Source organism: Paracoccaceae bacterium Fryx2, assembly GCA_032334235.1.
Taxonomy (GTDB): domain Bacteria; phylum Pseudomonadota; class Alphaproteobacteria; order Rhodobacterales; family Rhodobacteraceae; genus JAVSGI01.
The window spans coordinates 19329-37240 of the sequence record JAVSGI010000001.1 but is presented as its reverse complement, the minus strand read 5'-3'; the positions used below and the strand labels follow the sequence as shown (position 1 = coordinate 37240).

17 protein-coding genes, 3 pseudogenes and 1 other annotated feature are annotated in these 17912 nt (G+C 65.0%); of the genes and pseudogenes, 8 read left to right on the top strand and 12 right to left on the bottom strand.

The window, feature by feature from the left end; all coding sequences use genetic code 11:
• Positions 1–11 precede the first annotated feature (11 nt).
• Complete coding sequence (gene istB / locus RNZ50_00245) at positions 12–773, top strand: IS21-like element helper ATPase IstB (protein MDT8853483.1); 762 nt, start codon at positions 12–14, stop codon at positions 771–773.
• Between the two features lie 990 nt (positions 774–1763).
• Here the strand turns inward: istB and RNZ50_00240 are convergent.
• From RNZ50_00240 to RNZ50_00220, 5 genes are all read right to left on the bottom strand, one after another.
• A complete protein-coding gene (locus RNZ50_00240; protein ID MDT8853482.1) occupies positions 1764–3140 on the bottom strand; it encodes an HlyD family type I secretion periplasmic adaptor subunit in 1377 nt (458 codons plus the stop codon).
• Positions 3137–4894 carry a type I secretion system permease/ATPase gene (locus RNZ50_00235; GenBank protein ID MDT8853481.1) on the bottom strand — a complete coding sequence of 586 codons (1758 nt, stop codon included), beginning with the start codon at positions 4892–4894 and terminating at the stop codon, positions 3137–3139. The genes RNZ50_00240 and RNZ50_00235 overlap by 4 nt, the downstream gene beginning before the upstream one ends.
• 161 nt (positions 4895–5055) lie before the next feature.
• Positions 5056–7326, bottom strand: a complete 2271-nt coding sequence (locus RNZ50_00230; protein ID MDT8853480.1) for a calcium-binding protein — start codon at positions 7324–7326, stop codon at positions 5056–5058.
• Between the two features lie 115 nt (positions 7327–7441).
• Entirely contained in the window at positions 7442–8020 is a 579-nt protein-coding gene (locus RNZ50_00225) for a hypothetical protein (GenBank protein MDT8853479.1), read from the bottom strand.
• Entirely contained in the window at positions 8017–8952 is a 936-nt protein-coding gene (locus RNZ50_00220) for a LuxR C-terminal-related transcriptional regulator (GenBank protein ID MDT8853478.1), read from the bottom strand. The genes RNZ50_00225 and RNZ50_00220 overlap by 4 nt, the downstream gene beginning before the upstream one ends.
• A gap of 682 nt (positions 8953–9634) precedes the next feature.
• Here RNZ50_00220 and RNZ50_00215 point away from each other — a divergent pair.
• Positions 9635–10300 (top strand): LuxR C-terminal-related transcriptional regulator, encoded by a 666-nt coding sequence (locus RNZ50_00215; GenBank protein MDT8853477.1) that lies wholly within the window; start codon positions 9635–9637, stop codon positions 10298–10300.
• 166 nt (positions 10301–10466) lie between these two features.
• On the opposite strand, the gene RNZ50_00210 is transcribed toward RNZ50_00215, so the two are convergent.
• From RNZ50_00210 to RNZ50_00195, 4 genes are all read right to left on the bottom strand, one after another.
• A complete protein-coding gene (locus RNZ50_00210) occupies positions 10467–10703 on the bottom strand; it encodes a hypothetical protein (protein ID MDT8853476.1) in 237 nt (78 codons plus the stop codon).
• 115 nt (positions 10704–10818) lie between these two features.
• Positions 10819–10992, bottom strand: coding sequence for a hypothetical protein (locus tag RNZ50_00205; GenBank protein ID MDT8853475.1), 174 nt, complete (start codon positions 10990–10992; stop codon positions 10819–10821).
• Positions 10993–11075: 83 nt separating this feature from the next.
• Positions 11076–11321 (bottom strand): hypothetical protein, encoded by a 246-nt coding sequence (locus RNZ50_00200; protein MDT8853474.1) that lies wholly within the window; start codon positions 11319–11321, stop codon positions 11076–11078.
• A 410-nt stretch (positions 11322–11731) separates the two neighbouring features.
• Positions 11732–12040 (bottom strand): recombinase family protein, encoded by a 309-nt coding sequence (locus tag RNZ50_00195; protein ID MDT8853473.1) that lies wholly within the window; start codon positions 12038–12040, stop codon positions 11732–11734.
• 78 nt (positions 12041–12118) lie between these two features.
• Here RNZ50_00195 and RNZ50_00190 point away from each other — a divergent pair, with 78 nt between their 5' ends.
• The 5 genes and pseudogenes from RNZ50_00190 to modA all read left to right on the top strand — a co-directional run bounded on the left by RNZ50_00190 (position 12119) and on the right by modA (position 15267).
• Complete coding sequence (locus RNZ50_00190; GenBank protein ID MDT8853472.1) at positions 12119–12376, top strand: type II toxin-antitoxin system ParD family antitoxin; 258 nt, start codon at positions 12119–12121, stop codon at positions 12374–12376.
• The gene (locus RNZ50_00185) at positions 12366–12716 is read left to right on the top strand and encodes a type II toxin-antitoxin system RelE/ParE family toxin (GenBank protein MDT8853471.1); all 351 of its coding nucleotides are present in this window, start codon (positions 12366–12368) and stop codon (positions 12714–12716) included. The genes RNZ50_00190 and RNZ50_00185 overlap by 11 nt, the downstream gene beginning before the upstream one ends.
• Positions 12717–12896: 180 nt before the next feature.
• Positions 12897–13484, top strand: a pseudogene (locus RNZ50_00180) (transposase).
• A gap of 174 nt (positions 13485–13658) precedes the next feature.
• On the top strand, positions 13659–14453 hold the full coding sequence (locus RNZ50_00175) for a TOBE domain-containing protein (GenBank protein ID MDT8853470.1): 795 nt from the start codon (positions 13659–13661) through the stop codon (positions 14451–14453).
• 61 nt (positions 14454–14514) lie between these two features.
• On the top strand, positions 14515–15267 hold the full coding sequence (modA, locus tag RNZ50_00170; protein ID MDT8853469.1) for a molybdate ABC transporter substrate-binding protein: 753 nt from the start codon (positions 14515–14517) through the stop codon (positions 15265–15267).
• Here modA and RNZ50_00165 read toward each other — a convergent pair.
• Positions 15268–15756 (bottom strand): annotated as a pseudogene (locus tag RNZ50_00165) (IS3 family transposase).
• Positions 15757–15832: 76 nt separating this feature from the next.
• Between RNZ50_00165 and RNZ50_00160 the strand changes: the two are divergent.
• Positions 15833–16877, top strand: a pseudogene (locus tag RNZ50_00160) (IS5 family transposase).
• A gap of 173 nt (positions 16878–17050) precedes the next feature.
• Here RNZ50_00160 and RNZ50_00155 read toward each other — a convergent pair.
• Together RNZ50_00155 and RNZ50_00150 are read right to left on the bottom strand one after the other, a co-directional pair.
• Entirely contained in the window at positions 17051–17488 is a 438-nt protein-coding gene (locus tag RNZ50_00155; protein ID MDT8853468.1) for an IS3 family transposase, read from the bottom strand.
• Positions 17414–17530: a sequence feature (AL1L pseudoknot), on the bottom strand. (Overlaps the previous gene by 75 nt.)
• Positions 17485–17826, bottom strand: coding sequence for a transposase (locus tag RNZ50_00150; GenBank protein ID MDT8853467.1), 342 nt, complete (start codon positions 17824–17826; stop codon positions 17485–17487). Its footprint overlaps the feature before it by 46 nt. The genes RNZ50_00155 and RNZ50_00150 overlap by 4 nt, the downstream gene beginning before the upstream one ends.
• Positions 17827–17912 lie beyond the last annotated feature (86 nt).

The window sequence follows — 17912 nt, the reverse complement described above, 5'->3', positions numbered from 1 at the left end:
AAAGGACTAAAATGCTGACCCATCCCACCCACGACCGACTGTTGGCGCTCGGCCTGACCGGCATTGCATCGGCGCTCGAAGAACAACGCAGGTCAACCGCCTTCGACGCCCTCTCGTTCGAAGAGCGTCTCGGCCTGCTGGTTAACCGCGAGGCTGCAGAGCGCGACACCAAGAAACTGGCCTCCCGGCTCAAGTTTGCGGCTCTGCGCCAAGATGCCAGCGTCGAGGATCTGGACCTGCGCAGCCCACGTGGTCTTGACCGCAGTGTCATGGCGCATCTTGCCGATGGCGGCTGGATCGCCCGGCACGAGAACCTGCTGATAACCGGGCCGACCGGTTTGGGCAAAAGCTGGATCGCCTGCGCCCTTGGCCACAAGGCGTGCCGGGATGGGCGGCCCGTCCTCTATCAACGTGCGCCGCGCATGTTCGAGGCCCTTGCTCTGGCCCGTGGCGATGGCCGCCATGAACGCATCCTCAAAACCATCGCCCGCATGGATGTGCTGATCATTGACGATTGGGGCCTCGCCGTCCTCACCGCCCCGGAGCGCCGTGACCTGCTGGAAATCCTCGAAGACCGCCACGGCCGCGCTTCCACCATCGTCACAAGCCAACTCCCCGTTGACCAGTGGCACGAAGCCATCGGCGACCCAACGCTCGCAGATGCCATCCTCGACCGCCTCGTTCACAACGCACACCGCCTCACCCTCTCAGGTGAAAGCCTGCGCAGGCGCTCCGCCGTCACAAAAAAGCTTGACCAAATCGTTCAAGCCTGACTCCATGAAAGCGTCGGCCAGCCTGCCCACGATCCCGTGAAATGACTGCCCAGAATGGCGCGAAACGCGTGCCCACGATCGCGCGAAATCAGCGCCCATTCTCCGCGAAATCCGCACGTAGGACGTCAGGATCAGCAGGTCCCTGGCAGCACAGACCGTTCCGGACAGGACCAGAAACGCCGCAAGTCCCCAGGTTCCCGCCCTCATCAGCCGCCGCCGCCTCCCGCTGCCATGCCGTCACCCCCCTGAAACCTGCCGGTTTGGCCGAAGGCTGATGGCTCCAGGTTACGCCCCCATGGCTTCCGTTGCCAGAGCGGCATCATCGATGCTCCGCGTTCGCATGGAGGACGACCCGAGACCCCGGCCCCCGAAGCATTCGCAACCGCGGGCCCCGCCCGCTCGGGCGGCTTGCCGTCCAGGGGGCACCGGGAAGAGCCGGCTTCTCCCGGGCTCATGTTTTCGGACAGGGACGCGAAGCCGGAAAGTCTCCGGTTTCTGGGCGCGCAGCCTTGGCGCAAGGGCAAGTGCGACCTCAACGCTGAAGTCGGGGTGCATCTGCCGCAGAGCTCATTGCCAAGGCTGGCGCGGTCGGATATCGCACCCCGCACCCGAAAAATGACTGCGGCAAAGAGATGCAGCCGGTCGGCGGGGATGGGCGCCCCCGGCGATGATCCCGGCGGGTATCGTGCCGGTGTCGGCCCGCGCGATCCTCATCGCGGCGCCCGATCTCGGGGCCATGGGCCCGGCAGGTCGCGGGGCATGACCGGACCCGTGCCGGCCGTGCCCCGGGCCGACGGGACACGGCCGCCCGGCCGGGCTTGCGCCGATCACCCGGCCATGGGGGCAAGGACGCTCCCGCGCATTCAGGGCGACCGGGCCGCTTTGCGCAGGCCGCCTTTCCGGGAGAGCGCGATGGCATGGAACGGTCAACAAACGCCATACGACAGATATGCGGGTCTTGCGGCCTCGAAATGCGGCCGGCCGTGCCGGTCACTCGCTTTCGCTGAGCGCCACTTCGAACCCGCCAAGGATCGGGCCCAGCAGATAGTCGGCCATCGTCTGCTCGCCGGTGGCAATCATCACCTGCGCGGGCATCCCCGGCACGGCCTCGACGTGATCCAGCGCCTCGAGCTGGCCCGGCAGGATGCGGACATCGACCTTGAAGTAGGGCCGGCCGCTCTTGGGATCGGTGAAGCTGTCGGCCGAGACATGCGTCACCTCGCCATCCACGGTCGGCGTGGTGCGGAAATTGTAGGCCGAAAGCCGGACCCGCGCGGCGCCGCCCTGAACCACCTGGTTGATGTCCTGCGGCCGGACCTGGACCTCGATCACGTGGCCCGCATCGCGCGGCACGATCTCCATCAGGTCCTGCCCGCCCTCGATCACCCCGCCCACGGTGTTGACCCGCAGCCCGACCACCCGGCCCGATTGCGGCGCGCGGATGGTCAGCCGCTCGGCAATGTCGCTTGCGGCCTGGATGCGCTGGCGCAGGTCGTCGATGGTTTCGTTCACCGCCTGGCGATCCTGCGTGATCTCTTTCAGCCGGTCGCGGCGCACCTGCAACTGCCGGGCCTCGATCTCGGCGATCTGCTGATAGACGGTCTGCATCTGGGTCTGCGTCACCAGAATGTCACCTGTCAGGGCAGCCTCGTCGCGGCGCAGTTCCAGAAACTGGCTCTTGGTGATCAGGCCCTGTTCGAACAGGGTCTTCTTTCCGGCCAGTTCATCCTGCAGCAGCGCCAGCTGGTTTGCCTGCGCCCGCAGCCGGTGCTCGGTGCCCGAAAGCTGCTGGCGCAACTGGCTGATCCGGTCTTCGAGAATCTGCACCAGCCCCTGCGACAGCCGCAGGTTCGCCTGGAACACGTCCAGTTGCGAGCGCAACACGTCGCCCGAGGCCGGATGCGCGGCGATCATCGCCTGAAGTTCCTCTGACGGGACGATCCTGCCGCGCTCGTCGAATTCGGCCTGAAGGCGGGCCCGGGTTGCCAGCGCCGCCATCAGCTGGTTCTGCAGGATGCCCAGCGAGGCCTGGGCGCGGGTATCGTCGAGCTCGATCAGCACGTCGCCCTGCTGCACCACGTCGCCTTCGCGGGCCTCTATGCGCCGCAGGATGCCGCCCTCCAGATGCTGCACCACCAGACGGTCCCCCACCACGCGGAACTGGCCCGAGGCCACGACCGCGCTCTGCATCGCGGCCATCGTCGTCCAGAAGACCATCACCGCCACCAGCCCGAGGCCCAGGATCGTCAGCCAGACCATCGTGCCCCCGACCCGGACGGGGGGCGCAAGCCGGAGCTGCTGCGACGGCATCCTGTCCACCAGCCCCGGCGCCGTCGGCCTGGCGCGTGCCAGCGCATGCGTGGTCATTGTCCAGCCCCTTTCCGAACCGAGGAAAAGCCCGCCCCTGCAGCCCCCTGTCGCCGCAGAAGGGTGACCTTGCCGGGGGTCACCCTCTGCTGGGCGACCGGGTGCAGGGTGGCGTCGAGGATCTCGCGCGCCGGGCCGAAGCGGATCATCCGGCCGCCCTCCATGACCGCGGCGTGACTGACGCGGCGCAGGATGCTCATCCGGTGGGTCACCACGATCACCACGGCGCCGCGGGCGGTGGCGTTGGCCACGGCGCGGGCCAGCGCCTCTTCGCCCTCGGGGTCGAGGTTGGCGTTGGGCTCGTCCAGCACGATCAGCCGCCGGTTGCCGAAGAAGGCCCGCGCCAGCCCGATGCGCTGCCGCTGGCCCGCCGACAGGCGTTCGCCCAGCACCCCGACCGGCGTGTTGTAGCCGTTGGGCAGGGTCAGGATCAGGTCATGCACCTCGGCGCGCCGGGCCGCCTCGACGATGGCCGAGGGTGCCGCTTCGGCATCCATCATGGCGATGTTCTCGGCCACGGTGCCGTTGAACAGCTCGACCCGCTGCGGCAGGAAGCCGACATAGCGGCCGATCTGGTCGGCGGGCCAGTCGGGCAGGGCGGCGTCGTCGATCCGGACATGGCCGCGCGACAGGGGCTGCAGGCCGACCAGCGCGCGCGCCAGCGTGGTCTTGCCCGCGCCGCTTGGCCCGATGATGCCCAGCGATGCGCCGGGCTGCAGATCGAAGCTGACCCCGAACACGATCGGGTTCTGGTGGTCGGCCATCAGCACGGTCGCCTCCTCGACCGTCAGGTGCCCCAGCGGTTCGGGCAGTTCCAGCAGGGCCTGCCGGGTTTCCTGCCGCGCCAGCAGCGTGTTCAGCCGCTGGATCGACAGGCGCACCGACATCAGCGCCCGCCAGCCGGAAATCGACTGCTCCACCGGGGCCGCGGCCCGCCCCAGCAGGATCGAGGCGGCCATCATCAGCCCGGGGGTCAGCTCGTCGCGCAGCACCAGCAGCACGCCGACCCCGAGGATCGCGATCTGCAGGCCCATGCGCACCAGCTTGGCCAGCGCCCCGAGAAACGCGACCCGGTCGGTGGCCATCGTGCCGAACACCATCGACCCGAAGGAATGCACCTGCCAGCGATCGACCATGGCAGGCGTCTGCCCCATGGCACGGACGATGTCGGCATTGCGCAGGATCTCTTCCGCGGCGCGGTTGGCCTTCTGGGCGGCGTCGGCGGCCGACCGGTTCGGGCTGCGCCCGAACGCCTCGGTCATCACGCCGATCAGAAACAGCAGCAGCACCCCCCCCAGCGCGATCATGCCGAGCACCGGGTGGAACAGGTAGATCACCGCAACGAACACCAGCGACCAGGGTGCATCGAGCAGGGCGATGAAGAAGGGGCCGCTGGCAAAGGCCCGCACCTCCTGCAGGTCGCGCACCGGCTGGGCGCCCACCGCTTCGCGGGTCGGCACGTCATCGACCAGCCCTTCCAGCACCCGCGCGCCGAGCGCGGTTTCCAGCCGGGTGCCAAGCCGCGCCGCCAGCCGCTGGCGGATCAGGTCGAAGGCGAAAAAGAACAGCAGGGCCAGCACGGCCCCGACGGTCAGGGCAATCAGGGTGGGAATGCTTCCCGATGTCATCACCCGCGAAAACAACTGCAACATGTACAGAGGCGCCGTCAGGATCAGGAGATTGACGAACATGCTTGCGATGAAGATCGAGGCGATCAGGCCGCGCTGGCCATCAAAGACGGTTCTGGTCTTCATCTGCGTGCATCCCCCCGGACAGCGACTGCAACAATCCATCACGACGGCGCCCCGGCTCGAGTCGGTACGAACCGGCCGGGGGACCAATCTTTCCTTCATCGAGCCAGGGCTGGAATGTGCCCGACCCGCGAAGGCCGGGCACATCCGTGCCGTGGAACCGATCAGACGATGACGATGTCAACCGCCTCGTAGAGGTAGTTGCCGTCGCTGAAGTCGTTGATCGCCTCGAGCGAGTTGAAGTTGAACGGATGGTTCCCGTGCACCCCGACCAGGGTGATCGCCGCGCCGCCCACGGTGATCGAGGTGTCGACAGCATTGTCGACCACCGTCGTCGCCGCGTTCAGCGCATTGAAAAGCGCGGTATCATCCGCCCCGTTCGTCAGGTCGTGGATGACGAAGGTCAGCACGTCGGCATCCTGGTCCATGTCGAAGTCGGTCGCCGTGTCGGACCCGTCGGTCGAGGTGAAGGAAACGCCGTCCCAGGTCAGGTGAACCTCGAACACGTCCTTGCCATTGCCGCCGGTCAGAACGTCGTCGCCTTCGCCGCCCCAGAGGAAGTCGTCATCGTCGCCGCCGTTCAGGATGTCGTTGCCGGCCCCGCCGTTCACATCGTCGTCGCCCGCATCGCCGTTCAGCACGTCGTCGCCGTTGCCGCCATACATGTTGTCGTCGCCGTTGCCGCCCGACATCGCGTCGTTGCCGTCATCGCCGCCCATCCAGTCGTTGCCGTCGTCGCCGCTCATCACGTCGTCGCCGGTCCCGCCGGACATCCCGTCATTGCCGTTGCCGCCCGACATCCAGTCGTTGCCGTCAGCGCCGTACATGACATCGTTGCCGTCATTGCCGTACATGGTGTCGTCGCCGGCGTCGCCATGCATGGTGTCGTCCCCGGCATCGCCATACATCAGGTCGTTGCCGTTGCCGCCATACATCAGGTCGTGGCCGTCGCCGCCGGACATGGTGTCGTTGCCTTCGCCACCCCACATGGTGTCGTTCCCGGCGTCGCCGCTCATCGCGTCATCGCCGGTGTCGCCGCGCATCCGGTCGTTGCCGTTGCCGCCATACATGGTGTCGTTGCCTTCACCACCCCACATGTTGTCGTTGCCGTCATCGCCGTTGACCAGATCGTCGCCAAGCTGGCCTTCCAGCCGGTCATTGCCGTTGCCGCCATAGATCTCGTCATTGCCGCCTTCGCCGTAGATCGCGTCGTTGCCGTCGCCGCCCAGCAGCAGGTCGCAGCCGTCGGGGCCATCATCGGCATCCGGCACGCCGCTGTGGTCGATGCAGGTGTCGTTGTCCACCACCGACCGGGCGACAGGGCCGTCCAGGCCGCGGTCGCCGTAGATGGTGTCGGCACCGGCGCCGCCGCGGATCCAGTCGTCGCCCGACCCGCCCCGCAGGTTGTCGCGGCCGGCGTCGCCCATGATCGAGTCGTCTTCCGCGCCGCCATCGACATAGTCGTTGCCGCGTCCGGCGAAGATGCGGTCTTCGCCCGCCTCCCCGAACAGCAGGTCGGCAGCGGCGCCGCCGTCGATGAAGTCGTCGCCGTTGCCGCCGAAGATGGTGTCCGACGACCCCGAGAAGCTGTATTGCGAACCGCCGTTCCAGGTGTCGGACCCGATGTCGAGATCGGTGGCCCTGCCCTGGCGGATGTCGCCGAAGATCTCGTCGTTGCCGTCGCCGCCCACGATGTAGTCGTAGCCAAGACCGCCCGAGATGCTGTCGTCGCCGTCGCCGCCGTCGATGGCGTCATCGCCTTCGTTGCCATAGAGCAGGTCGTTGCCGCCCTCGCCCCAGATGCAGTCGTTGCCGCCCTCGCCGGCCACGATGTCGTCGCCCTCGCCGGCCCAGATCTTGTCATGGCCGTCATCGAGCGAATAGTCGTCGCCGTCATCGCCGAGGATGGTGTCGTTGCCCGCGCCGCCGTAGATGGTGTCGCTGCCCTCGCCCCCGATGATCCCGTCATTGCCGCTGTTGCCTTCGTCGGGCTGGTCGGGCGCATAGTCGCCATAGATCACGTCGTCGCCGGTGCCGCCGTCCAGCCCGTCGGACCCGCCTTCGCCGACGATGAAGTCATTGCCGTCACCCCCGTCGATGCAGTCATTGCCTTCGGGGTTGCTGCCGTGGCCGTCATCGCCGTAAAGGGTGTCGTCGCCCGCGCCGCCGGTGATGGCGTCGCTGCCGCCCATGCCATAGATGGTGTCGCAGCCGTCTTCGCCATTGAGCGCGTTGTTGTCATTGTTGCCGACGATGAAGTCATCGCCCGCATCGCCGTTGTAGTTGTCGGGCGAGCCGCGCAGGCGCAGGTCCACGGCATCATCGCCGACGGTGCCGGTCCCCGTCACCTGGTTGTTGCCGCCGGTTGCCTTGGAAAGATCGACAATACATTCCGGGACGACCACCTCGACCCATTCGTCATAAGAGCCAGACATTCCAATTCCTCCATCTGAAGCGCCGGATGGGGCTTGCCACGCGGCACGCCGTTTCCGATCCTGTTGCATTGGCCGTGCGGGCCACCGCGAGGCGCAATTCGCCTGTTGGATTTTTTCACTTCATCAGGTTCGCCCCGTCGGCAATGCCCCCTTCCGGGGATGGTTTCAGGAAAGATTCCGGGGCCGACAGCCCCATACCCGTCATGGCAACCATCGCGGCACCCCGGATGCCATTCGAGAAAACGGCCCCGACGGCAATTGCGCCCGCAATGATGATCCACAGACGCATGTCGCGGAAAAGGCCGCCCGATGGCCGCGCGGTTGCATTGCCGACCGCCTCCTGAACCAGGCCGCGCAGCATCGGCTCCAGTTCGATCCGCAATGCGCCATCCATGCTGTTGACCGCGCGTTCGATCTGGTCGAGCCGGGCCACCAGTTCCGCGCGGTCCTCGCGGACCCTGGCCGCCTGTGCCTCGCCCAGCCCGGTGTTGAGCGTGGCCATCATCGCGACAAGGCGCTTGTGCAGCTCTCCCAGATCGCGGCGCCGTGCCAGCGCATCCTCGCCCTGGGTCAGCGCCGCGATCAGGGCCCGCAGGTCCTGGGGCTCGGGCCTCGCGGCTGCGGGCCTTGCCCCCTGTGCCGCAGGCTTCGCCTGGCCCGGCCGGAAATCCGCGCTGGTGTTGATCTCGTTCATGGCATCCTCCCGCCTTGTGCCTGCCAGGTCAGCATCTGTGCCATCTCGGCGCGTGACGTGACGTTCAGCTTGCTGAGCACGCGCTTGGCATAGGTGGAAAACGACTGCTCCTTGAGCCCGGCCATCCCCGCGGCCACCCTGTTCGACAGGCCCAGTTGCAGCAGGGCCGCGACCCGGGCCTCGGCATGGGTCAGCCCCATCCGCTTGGCCAGCCGTTCCACCCGGCGGCTGTCGGGCGGCGAGGGCATCATGACCGTCACCAGATCGGTCGGCACCCCGACATGCAGGAAGCGCGAAACCGTCACCGGAACCCGCAGGCCAGGCGTCGCGGTTGCCAGAAACACGAAGGCTTCTGCCGTTGCCGCCCCTGCCTTCGCACAGGCCGCCACCGTTTGCCGCAGCAACCGTGTCTGCCCTTCGTCCACGCCGCGGATGCCGCCCTTGCCGCGCCTGAGCACATGCCCGCTTTCGAGCATGTCGCGGGCCGCTGCGTTGGCGCGCAGCATCTGGCCCTTGTCGTTCATCACCATCACCGCGATGTCGATCTTGTTCGAGATCATCCAGAGCATCGCCTCGTCACCGAAGTCGGGCCCGCTGTCCGGCCCGCTGTCGGACCCGCTGTCGGGCAGGGGCAGATGGCATTCCCGCAGCGCGTCCTCCCGCAGGATGGGCCAGATCGACGAGAAGAAGCCGGTCACCGCCTGATCGTTGGCGTTGTCGCGCAGCAGCACGGCAAGGTCGTCCGTCACCCCGTTGGCGAAGGCCGCGCGGAAGATGCGCCACACGCTGCCCTGCCGATGATGGGCCCCGGTGCCGGCCGCGTCGGGCCGTCGTGCATAGCGGTCCAGCCGAGCCAGGTCGTGGCCGTCGGGCGGGACGGCCGAAAGCGCGATCAGGCGACCGGTCGGGGCCAAGGCGGGGGCGGGCAACACGGCACCGGCCTCGCCCCCGCTCCGAGGGGGCAATGTGCCCAGCACAGGCCCGGCGGCAGCCGTATCAAGGAATGCAAGCGCCGTGTCCGTAAGTTCCGACAGGGTCCGTTGCAGGCAATGGCAATAGAAAACGGCTCCCGTTCCCGAAACGGGTCTGAAAATGGAGTTCATTCTGATTTCCCCCCGGAAAATAGAAAGACAGACCAAATCCGGACTCACGTTATCAAACGGCGGGCTGAAGTCGATTGCGCAAGAGGGTTAAGCCAGATGGTCAGGGGCGGGCGATGTCACGGGGCCGAATCGGCGGGCTCCCGGCCGGAAAGGCCTGTTACAGAAACGACAAGGAAATCAATCCGGGGTTGATTTTCCCGGGCGAGCTTCACCCGGAATCCCAGGATTCGAGAATGGGCCCGGTCGGCGGCCGCTTGATTAAATGCATGAGGTGGAATGACTTCCCGTCCCATGGGCGTCCAGGGGCGTGATCCTGGCAAGCCCGGAAACCTTCCCGTCTTGCATTTTTTCAGGTTTCGCCCATTATTTGCGCTATACGCGAAGTCATCCTTTTTTCGAGTCATACCTTGTGCCGAGCAATCGGCCTTTGTGGTTGTGAATGCCGCTGCTGCATCAAGCGGGTTTCTGGGCTGCCCGGCATTATCATTTGGTATAACGGCGGACGGAATAGATGAGTGTGAAGATTGTTTCCGGTAGCCCGGTTTTCCAGAATGTTCTTTTTTCGGTCTGCATTGCCCGTGGGCTTGCAATCTCTGGCATCTACGATTCGTACAGAAAGCTCACCAGAGTCGAATTGCGGGACATTCTGCTGCTTCATGTCATCGAAGGTCGCGGAGATTTCGCAGATCAGGTTCTTTGCCTGACGCAGGTCTTCCCGGGGATACGGATCATTGTGCTGTGTCCGCAAAGGATCATGCATGAGCTTCTGCCGCGGATTGGCGACATGGTGACGGCATTGATTCCGGAAACGGAATCCGCCGACATGCTGTTCAGCGTGCTGTATCTGGCCCAGCGGGGGTACCGGATGACACCCGCCGATCAGCGGGTCGCCCGCGATCAGACCCGGTGCGAGGCCACGTCACGCCTCGACGGCCAGGCATGTCACGGGGAAACGGCCGCACCCGGACCTGTGCCCGATGACCGGCCGGTGTATCAGCTGTCCAGGCGCGAACTGGCGATCCTCGTGCATCTCTGTTCCGGCAATTCGAACAAGAGCATCGCCAATGCGCTTCAGATCAGCGATGCCACCGTCAAGGTTCACCTGCGGATGGCGTTCCGCAAGATCGGCGTCACCAACCGCACCCAGGCCGCCATGTGGGCGGCGAAGCACCTGTGACGTGGCGCCGTTGTTCGTTTGCCTTCATCGCTGCAATCCCGTGATCGGCGGAGCCGGCGTGCCGCCGCTGCGAAGTCACCTTCGCGTTACCTCAAGCACAGGGTCGACCAGCGCCGCCAGATCGCGCAGGGGGTGTCGGATGACCGCAAAGTCCGCGCCGGGGCGATCATGAGGGTCCGAGGCTTTCTGCGCGCAAGAGGCCAGCCACCTGTCTCAGGCCTTCCAGGTCGCTTGCTGCACCTGACGCAAGGGCGATGTCGTCCAGATCGGCCTCGCGGCGCTCTCCGACCAGCCGGGCGTCCAGTTCGGTGGCCGAGCTTTCAGCTCGGCCTTTTTTTTTGGCGCGGGCCCTTTTTGGTCCTGTTTGCCCGAAATCACGGCAGAACCGCAGGGCATTGCCCATTGGCCGCGCAGCCGCCGGGCTTTGGTTCGGGTCGTGCAGGGCGGCCGCGGGGAATCAAAAACAAGACCGGCGCAGGAAACCCGCGCCGGCCACGTCAGAAAGACAATTCAGAAACTCAGGAGTTGGCGCGTTGAACCCGCGCCAGATATTCTGCGGCGCCATCGCGCGACAGGGTCGATTTCGGGCCACCTTCGCGGGCCCGACGCTCTGCAACCCTCGCGCCGACGAAGGCCATGACCGCAACGAAACCCAACGTACCGAAGTTCAGAAATGCAAGTGCCTGATCCATGGTGTCCTCCTGTTCTGGATACAGTTTCTACGCCACGGGATTTTAATCGGATCACAAGGATTCAGCTTTTTTCGCAGGCTGCTTCAATAGACCAGCACGATGACCGCCAGGAAGTAGATCAGCATCCCGATCCAGCCGAACCCGGCCGCGATCAGCGAGGTCACGAACAGCAGCAGCAGCACGCAGCCGACCAGAACGGCCTGGCGGCGCGGCGGCAGCGCCCTCAGGCGGGCCTCGGCGCTCTTGCCATCGGGCGACCGCCACAGCCGCTCCAGCAGCGCCGCGGCGATGGCCCGCAACCAATCCCAGATGCCCGCCAGCAAGGTCAACTCCCCGCCCTCCGCTTCCGTCCTCACCCGATGTCACAATCGGGTAACACGGGCAAAGGCATCGGGGCAACAGCCGAACGCCGACCAGACTGCCCGACCAGACTGCCCGACCAGACTGCCCGACCAGACTGGGGCCTTTTCCATGCACCCCTTTCGATTGGCTCGGCATCCCCTCCCGCTCGGACATCCGTCGTACACGTGCGACAAATGACGGGAGTTGGGCAGCGAAGGCCGGATGATCGCGGGACGCGTGGTGAAGTGCAGCAGCTTCTCCCCGACCAGGCAATCGAGGGCGGCCTTTTCCCCGTAGCAGGCGCGGTCGTGACCGTGACATCACACTGCTCGCGCCCCTTCTCTTCGTTCCTCACCATGCTGGCCTCCAAAGCCCGCCTCGGGAACAAAACCCTGCATCAGCTTACGCTGACCTTGAACAGGTCCGCTATCTCGGGGATGGGGCGGCGCTCCACGTCCCACATCCGTTTCACCCCGGCTTTCTGGGCCGGCGGCAGGGCAGGGGGCCTTCCCCCCATCCGGCCACGCTTCCAGGCGGCTTCCAGGCCCTCCTTGATCCGTTCAACGATACGCTCGCGTTCGAACTGTGCGATGCTGGTCGTGTCGACATTCTCAGTAAGCGAGCGAAACCCGACGCCACGGCTCTCGAGGTCGGTAACGGTTTGCAGCAGGTGCGTCGGGTGGTGTTTTCGTTTGTTCCTCGCCACCCCCACACAACCCAAGTCTGTTATTGACGACCAGTGCCGACTGCTGAATACTACCCAGTAGCATAGGAGGGTTTCGCTGTGAGCGTCAAAGCGTCGATTTCCCTGACCGAATCTCAAGAGGCTTTTGCCCGCGAACTGGTGGCGCAGGGCCGATATTCCAGTCTCAGTGCCGTGCTCCAACAGGGCCTTGAACTCCTGCGCGAAGAATCGCAGACCACCAGCGCACTGCGCGAACTTCTCGAAAGGCGTCGCGTCGGCCCCTTCATTTCGCTTGATGAGGCCCGGCAGAGCGCCAGGGACATGATCGCACGCAAGCGGGGCGAGCGTGGTCTATGAGGTCGTTCGGGCTGCGGATGTCGACGTTGATCTCGAGCTGATATTCGATTTCCTTGTCGCCGCCGCGGAAGATTTCGGTGAGAGCGCGGAAGGGGCATTTCAGCTTGCCGAACGGCGCATTACAGAGATTGAAGCCACCATTGAGGATCTTGGCAGTGCGCCGCATCAAGGCACGCTACGTCCCCGCCTCGGCGATGGGGTCCGAAATGTCACCAAGGGCCGTGCCATCTACTATTTCGAGGTCGATGATGCCCGGAAGATTCTGCGCCTCCTCGCGGTGTTCTTTGGCGGTCAGGATCATGACGCCCGCATCCTGCTGAGACTGCTCACCCGACCATGACCCCAAGATCTGGTTCCCGATTTGCGCATTTAGACGAGGTGGAGTCGGGTTCGGCTATGGCGGTTACAACATGACCGGCCCCAAAATCCGCGCCGTTGCCTTCGACTGTTATGGAACGCTGCTTCACATCCGTTCTCCCATAAATCCTTGGAAGGCGCTGCTGGCTGCGGCGCGTCAACAGCCGAGGCGCTGATCGCGGCCGTCTATCTTTCCGGGACCAACACCCGGCGCGTCAAGCGGGCGCTGTTCGGGCTGTTCGAGGGCGCCGTCAGCAAGGATGTGGTCAGCCGGGCCTGGCGCAAGGTGAAGGTGGATTGGGATGCCTGGTGCGCCCGCAGCCTGGCCGACGAGGACATCGTGCGTCTGATCCTCGACGGCACCGTGATCCGGACGCGGCTGGACCGGAAGGCCACGAACATCTCGGTTCTGGCCGCGATCGGGGTGCGCCGCGACGGCCAGAAGGTGCTGTTGTCCATCCGGAACATGGGCGGAGAGAGCACCTCCGCCTGGCGCCAGTTCCTCGACGACCTCGACGCGCGCGGGCTGAAGCGGCCCGAGTTCGTCATTGTTGACGGCGCCCCCGGATTGGAAGCCGCTCTGGTGGCGCTGTGGGGCGAGGCTCTGCCGATCCAGCGCTGCACGGTTCACAAGCACCGAAACCTGCTGGCCCATGCACCGAAGCTCCTCCATGACGAGCTGACCGAGGACTACCGGGACATGATCTACGCCGACACAGCGACAGAGATCGAGAAGAAGCGCAAAGCTTTCCCGGACACCAAAGGGCGCCCCCGACTTTGTGCGGATGCTGGCAAGCACTTTGTGCGGATGCCGACAAGGATGTTGGTTTTGTCCCCCAGCCGACGCGTTTCTGAGCAACAAAATCAAGGTTGGCACGCCGCGTGCTTACCGTTGTGGTGTCGGACTACATAGCGGGAGGGCAAGATGGACGAGGATCTTCGCGGCGGGCTGGTGCTGCAGCGGGGGGCGCTGCCCCGGATGGGCGGTGAGCGCATCCGTCTGCTGAAGGCGATCCGGGAACAGGGCTCGATCTCGGGCGCGGCGCGGGTTGTGGGGCTTTCCTACAAGGCCGCTTGGGACGCGGTCGCCGCGATGAACAACCTGTTCGCCACCCCGCTCGTCACCGCAGCACCGGGCGGGAAGGCGGGCGGAGGCGCCACGATCACGCCCGCCGGGGCGCGGGTCATCGCCACCTTTGCCGCTGTGGAGGACGGCCTTGCCCGCGTCGTGAGCGCGCTCGAGGTCGGCCTCGGAGGGTCCGACACTTCCCTCAACCCTCTCTGGAGTCTCTTCATGAAAACCAGCACGCGAAACGTCTATCGCTGCACCGTCACCCGTGTCACCGAGGGCGCGGTCAGCGCCGAGGTGACGATGGCCCTCGCCGACGGGCAGAGCCTGACCGCCATCATCACCGAGCGCAGCGCCGACGACCTGGGCCTTGCAGCTGGCACCGAGGTCTTTGCCCTCATCAAGTCGAGCTTCGTGATCCTTGCCGCAGGCGAGGCTCCGGCAGGCATTTCGGTGCGCAACCGGCTGACGGGCACCGTCGCGGCCCGCACCGACGGGGCGGTGAATTCGGAAATCGTGCTCGACCTCGGCGGCGGCAAGACCATGGCCGCCATCATCACGCTGGAAAGCGCGCGCGATCTGAACCTGCAGCCCGGTGACCGCGCCACCGCTCTCGTCAAGGCCAGCCACGTCATCCTGGCAATGCCGTGACGCCTCCCGGCCCGGCTCCTCGGGCGCCGGGCTTTTCCAAATCTCAAGAAGGAATATCTTCATGACATTCTGCACGACAGCCCTGCGCGCGGCCTTCACTGCGGCGCTGGCCGCACTCGTGTTCGCCGCCCCCGTCCGGGCAGGCGAGACGCTGGCCGCGGTCGCCGCCAACTTCACCGAGCCCGCAACCGAGATCGCCGCGGCCTTCACCGAAGCCACCGGCCATACCGTCACCTTCAGCTTCGGCCCCGCCGGCCAGTTCTACACCCAGATCTCGCAGGGCGCGCCGTTCGAGGTCTTCCTGTCCGCCGATCAGGCCCGCCCGGAAAAGGCCGAGGCGGAGGGCTTCGCCGTCCCCGGCACGCGCTTCACCTATGCCATCGGCACGCTGGTGCTGTGGAGCGCCGACCCGGACCTCATCGACGGCACCGAGGCGGCGCTGCGCAGGCCCGACCTGACCCATGTCGCCATCGCAGACCCGGCCGCCGCCCCCTATGGTGCCGCGGCAGTCGAGACGATGCAGGCGCTGGGGGTCTACGACAGCCTGCAACCGAAGCTGGTCACCGGCAAGAGCATCAGCCAGGCGCATCAGTTCGTGGCCACCGGCAACGCGCCCGTTGGCTTCGTGGCCCTGTCGCAGGTGATCCTGGACGACACGGGCTCGCGCTGGATGGTGCCGGAGGAGCTTCATGCCCCGATCCGGCAGGATGCCGTTCTGCTGAAACGGGGCGAGACCAGCGAGGCCGCGCGCGCCTTCCTCGACTTCCTCCGGATGAACCGCCCCGGGTTTACCGGAGGGTGGTTTGTTCAATGACTACGCGACCATATCGAGTGAGTTCAGGTTTGCATAGAACGCCTCCTCTGCTTCTGCGGGTGGGATGTATCCGATTGGGCCAAGCAGGCGGCGGTTGTTATACCAATCGATCCATTTCAGCGTTTCCCATTCGACCTCGCGCATTGATTTCCAGGGGCCGATCTGGTTGATGACCTCTGTCTTGAACAGGCCGATGACGCATTCAGCCAAGGCGTTGTCATAGGCATCGCCAACTGTTCCAACGGAAAGGTCGATCTCGGCCTTGGCCAGGCGTTCGGTGTATTTGATCGACAGGTATTGTGATCCGCGGTCCGAATGGTGGACCAAGCTCTTGTTATCCGGCGTCTTTCTTTGCCAGATCGCTTGCTCCAGCGCGTCGAGCACAAACTGGGTCTTCATCGATGTCGAGACGCGCCAACCGACAATACGACGTGCAAAGACGTCGATGACGAAGGCCACGTAGACGGTGCCGGACCATGTGGGCACATAGGGGCACCTCTATAAATTGCCCCATCCCCCGCACTTCGGTATGGTGAGACAGTGAACTGGCATTGGGGATGCAACGATGGCGCAGATGGGTTTTTTCGATCTTTCGGACCGTTACGCGAGCCTCGATGCCAAAAGGGATCCGCTGGTCGAAATTGATGCCGTCGTGCCGTGGGAGGAGTTTCGTCCGGCTCTTGAGCGGGTCTGGCGCAAGCCTGTTGCGGATCGCAAGTCCCGCGCGGGGCGCAAGCCGATAGATGCGGTGCTGATGTTCAAGACGCTGGTTCTGAGCGCGCTTTACAACCTGTCGGATGATCAGATCGAATATCAGGTCCGCGACCGGCTTTCCTTTATGCGCTTCCTGGGGTTGGGCCTTGGTGACCGGGTGCCCGACGCCAAGACGGTGTGGCTGTATCGCGATGCGCTGGCGCAGGCCGGCAAGGTGGAGGAGTTGTTCGGGTTGTTTGACGGTCATTTGGCGCGGCGGGGCTGACATTGCGCGCGGCGGTCAGATCCTGGACGCCTCCATCGTGCCGGTGCCGCGCAATCACAACACGCGCGATGAAAACGCAACGATCAAGAAGGGCGAGGTCCCCGAGGATTGGGCTGATAAGCCAGCGAAACGGGTGCAAAAGGATGTGGACGCACGTTGGACGAAAAAGCACGGCAAGAGCCACTACGGCTACAAGAACCATGTGAATGTGGACCGCACGCATAAGCTGGTCCGGCGCTACCACGTCACCGACGCCGCTGTGCATGACAGCCAGGCAGTGGATCATCTGCTGATGCAGGGCAACACCGGGTCTGGCGTGTGGGCGGATGCTGCTTATCGGTCCGAGGAGATGGAGGCCAAACTCCGCGCCTTAAAACTGAAAAGCCACATCCACCGCAAGGGCAATCGGGGCAAGCCGCTGACCGACCAGGCCAAGGGCAGCAACCGCACCAAATCCACCGTGCGGGTCCGGGTTGAGCACATCTTCGGCGCGCAGGCCAACGACATGGGCGGCACCCTGGTGCGCACCATCGGCTTGGTGCGGGCGAAGGCCAAAGTCGGCATGAAGAATCTCGCCTACAACATGCGCCGCCTCGGCCAACTGGGTCGCATCAACCCGCACCCAGCCTGAAAACGGTCGGCCAAGGACGCAGATCGCCCCGCGCATCGCTAAAAACGGCCCTGAACCGAAGGTCCGCGAGGCGAAATGGGCGGCAGATCATAAAAACCAAGGCAACAATCGGTCAGCTGAAGGTCGCTGCCGCGCTTCGGGCAGAACCTGCTATGCCGTTGCCGCGAAAACAGTCAAAAATCGAGGTGCCCATAGGTGAAATCTGAAACCCACAGCTTGTTCGGCCGATCCGCCATGAACAGCCGGTTCACCTTGTCGTCCGGGCAAGGCAGAGACGTGTCAGGATTGGTCGTGATGACCTTCTTGCCACGGACCACGCCCCTGATGCCCAGATGGCGCATCAATCGTTCCACGGTGCAGCGGGCGGCGTCTTCACCCTGCCGTCGCAAAACATGCCAGATCTTCCGCGCGCCATAGAGCTTGCGGTTGGCATCCCAGGCCGCGTCGATCTTGAGGCTCAGGGCGGCATCCGATTTGGCCCGGGCCGAGGCCCGGTCAGGATCACGCATGATCGCCCGCCGGTCATAAAAGGTGGAAGGGGCAAACTGCAGTGCCCTGCAGATCGGCTCGACCCCGAATGCCTCTCGGCTTTCCTCAATGAAAGCAGTCATTTGCGAAACGGGCGGTCGAGCTCCGCCTGGGCAAAATACGCTGAAGCTTTGCGCAGAATCTCGTTCGCTTGCCGCAGTTCCCGGTTCTCGCGCTCAAGCTCTTTGATCCGCGCGATCTCAGCGCTGGTAGGTCCCGGCCGTTCGCCACCATCGCGCTGGACCTGTCGCATCCAGACGCGAAGGCTGTCCGTCGAACAGCCCAATTTACCTGCAATCGCCGTCAGCGCCGCAGCCTCGCTCTGATAATCATCGCGGTGTTCCATCGCCAGCCGCACCGCACGCTCGCGGAACTCAGGTGAATACGGCTTCGAGGTCTTCTTCTTTGAGGTCTGTTCCATAACGGGCAATTCTCCGAGAGTTTTGCCCTCCGGTAAACCCGGGGCGGTTCAGTCGCCATCATCGAGCGCTACGGCTACACGACCGG

Excerpts from the sequence above, each read along its gene's own strand:
- istB (MDT8853483.1), top strand. The coding sequence starts at position 12 with ATGCTGACCCATCCCACCCACGACCGACTGTTGGCGCTCGGCCTGACC.
- RNZ50_00240 (MDT8853482.1), bottom strand. The coding sequence starts at position 3,140 with ATGACCACGCATGCGCTGGCACGCGCCAGGCCGACGGCGCCGGGGCTG.
- RNZ50_00235 (MDT8853481.1), bottom strand. The coding sequence starts at position 4,894 with ATGAAGACCAGAACCGTCTTTGATGGCCAGCGCGGCCTGATCGCCTCG.
- RNZ50_00230 (MDT8853480.1), bottom strand. The coding sequence starts at position 7,326 with ATGTCTGGCTCTTATGACGAATGGGTCGAGGTGGTCGTCCCGGAATGT.
- RNZ50_00225 (MDT8853479.1), bottom strand. The coding sequence starts at position 8,020 with ATGAACGAGATCAACACCAGCGCGGATTTCCGGCCGGGCCAGGCGAAG.
- RNZ50_00215 (MDT8853477.1), top strand. The coding sequence starts at position 9,635 with ATGAGTGTGAAGATTGTTTCCGGTAGCCCGGTTTTCCAGAATGTTCTT.
- RNZ50_00210 (MDT8853476.1), bottom strand. The coding sequence starts at position 10,703 with ATGGGCAATGCCCTGCGGTTCTGCCGTGATTTCGGGCAAACAGGACCA.
- RNZ50_00205 (MDT8853475.1), bottom strand. The coding sequence starts at position 10,992 with ATGGATCAGGCACTTGCATTTCTGAACTTCGGTACGTTGGGTTTCGTT.
- RNZ50_00175 (MDT8853470.1), top strand. The coding sequence starts at position 13,659 with ATGGACGAGGATCTTCGCGGCGGGCTGGTGCTGCAGCGGGGGGCGCTG.
- modA (MDT8853469.1), top strand. The coding sequence starts at position 14,515 with ATGACATTCTGCACGACAGCCCTGCGCGCGGCCTTCACTGCGGCGCTG.
- RNZ50_00155 (MDT8853468.1), bottom strand. The coding sequence starts at position 17,488 with ATGACTGCTTTCATTGAGGAAAGCCGAGAGGCATTCGGGGTCGAGCCG.
- RNZ50_00150 (MDT8853467.1), bottom strand. The coding sequence starts at position 17,826 with ATGGAACAGACCTCAAAGAAGAAGACCTCGAAGCCGTATTCACCTGAG.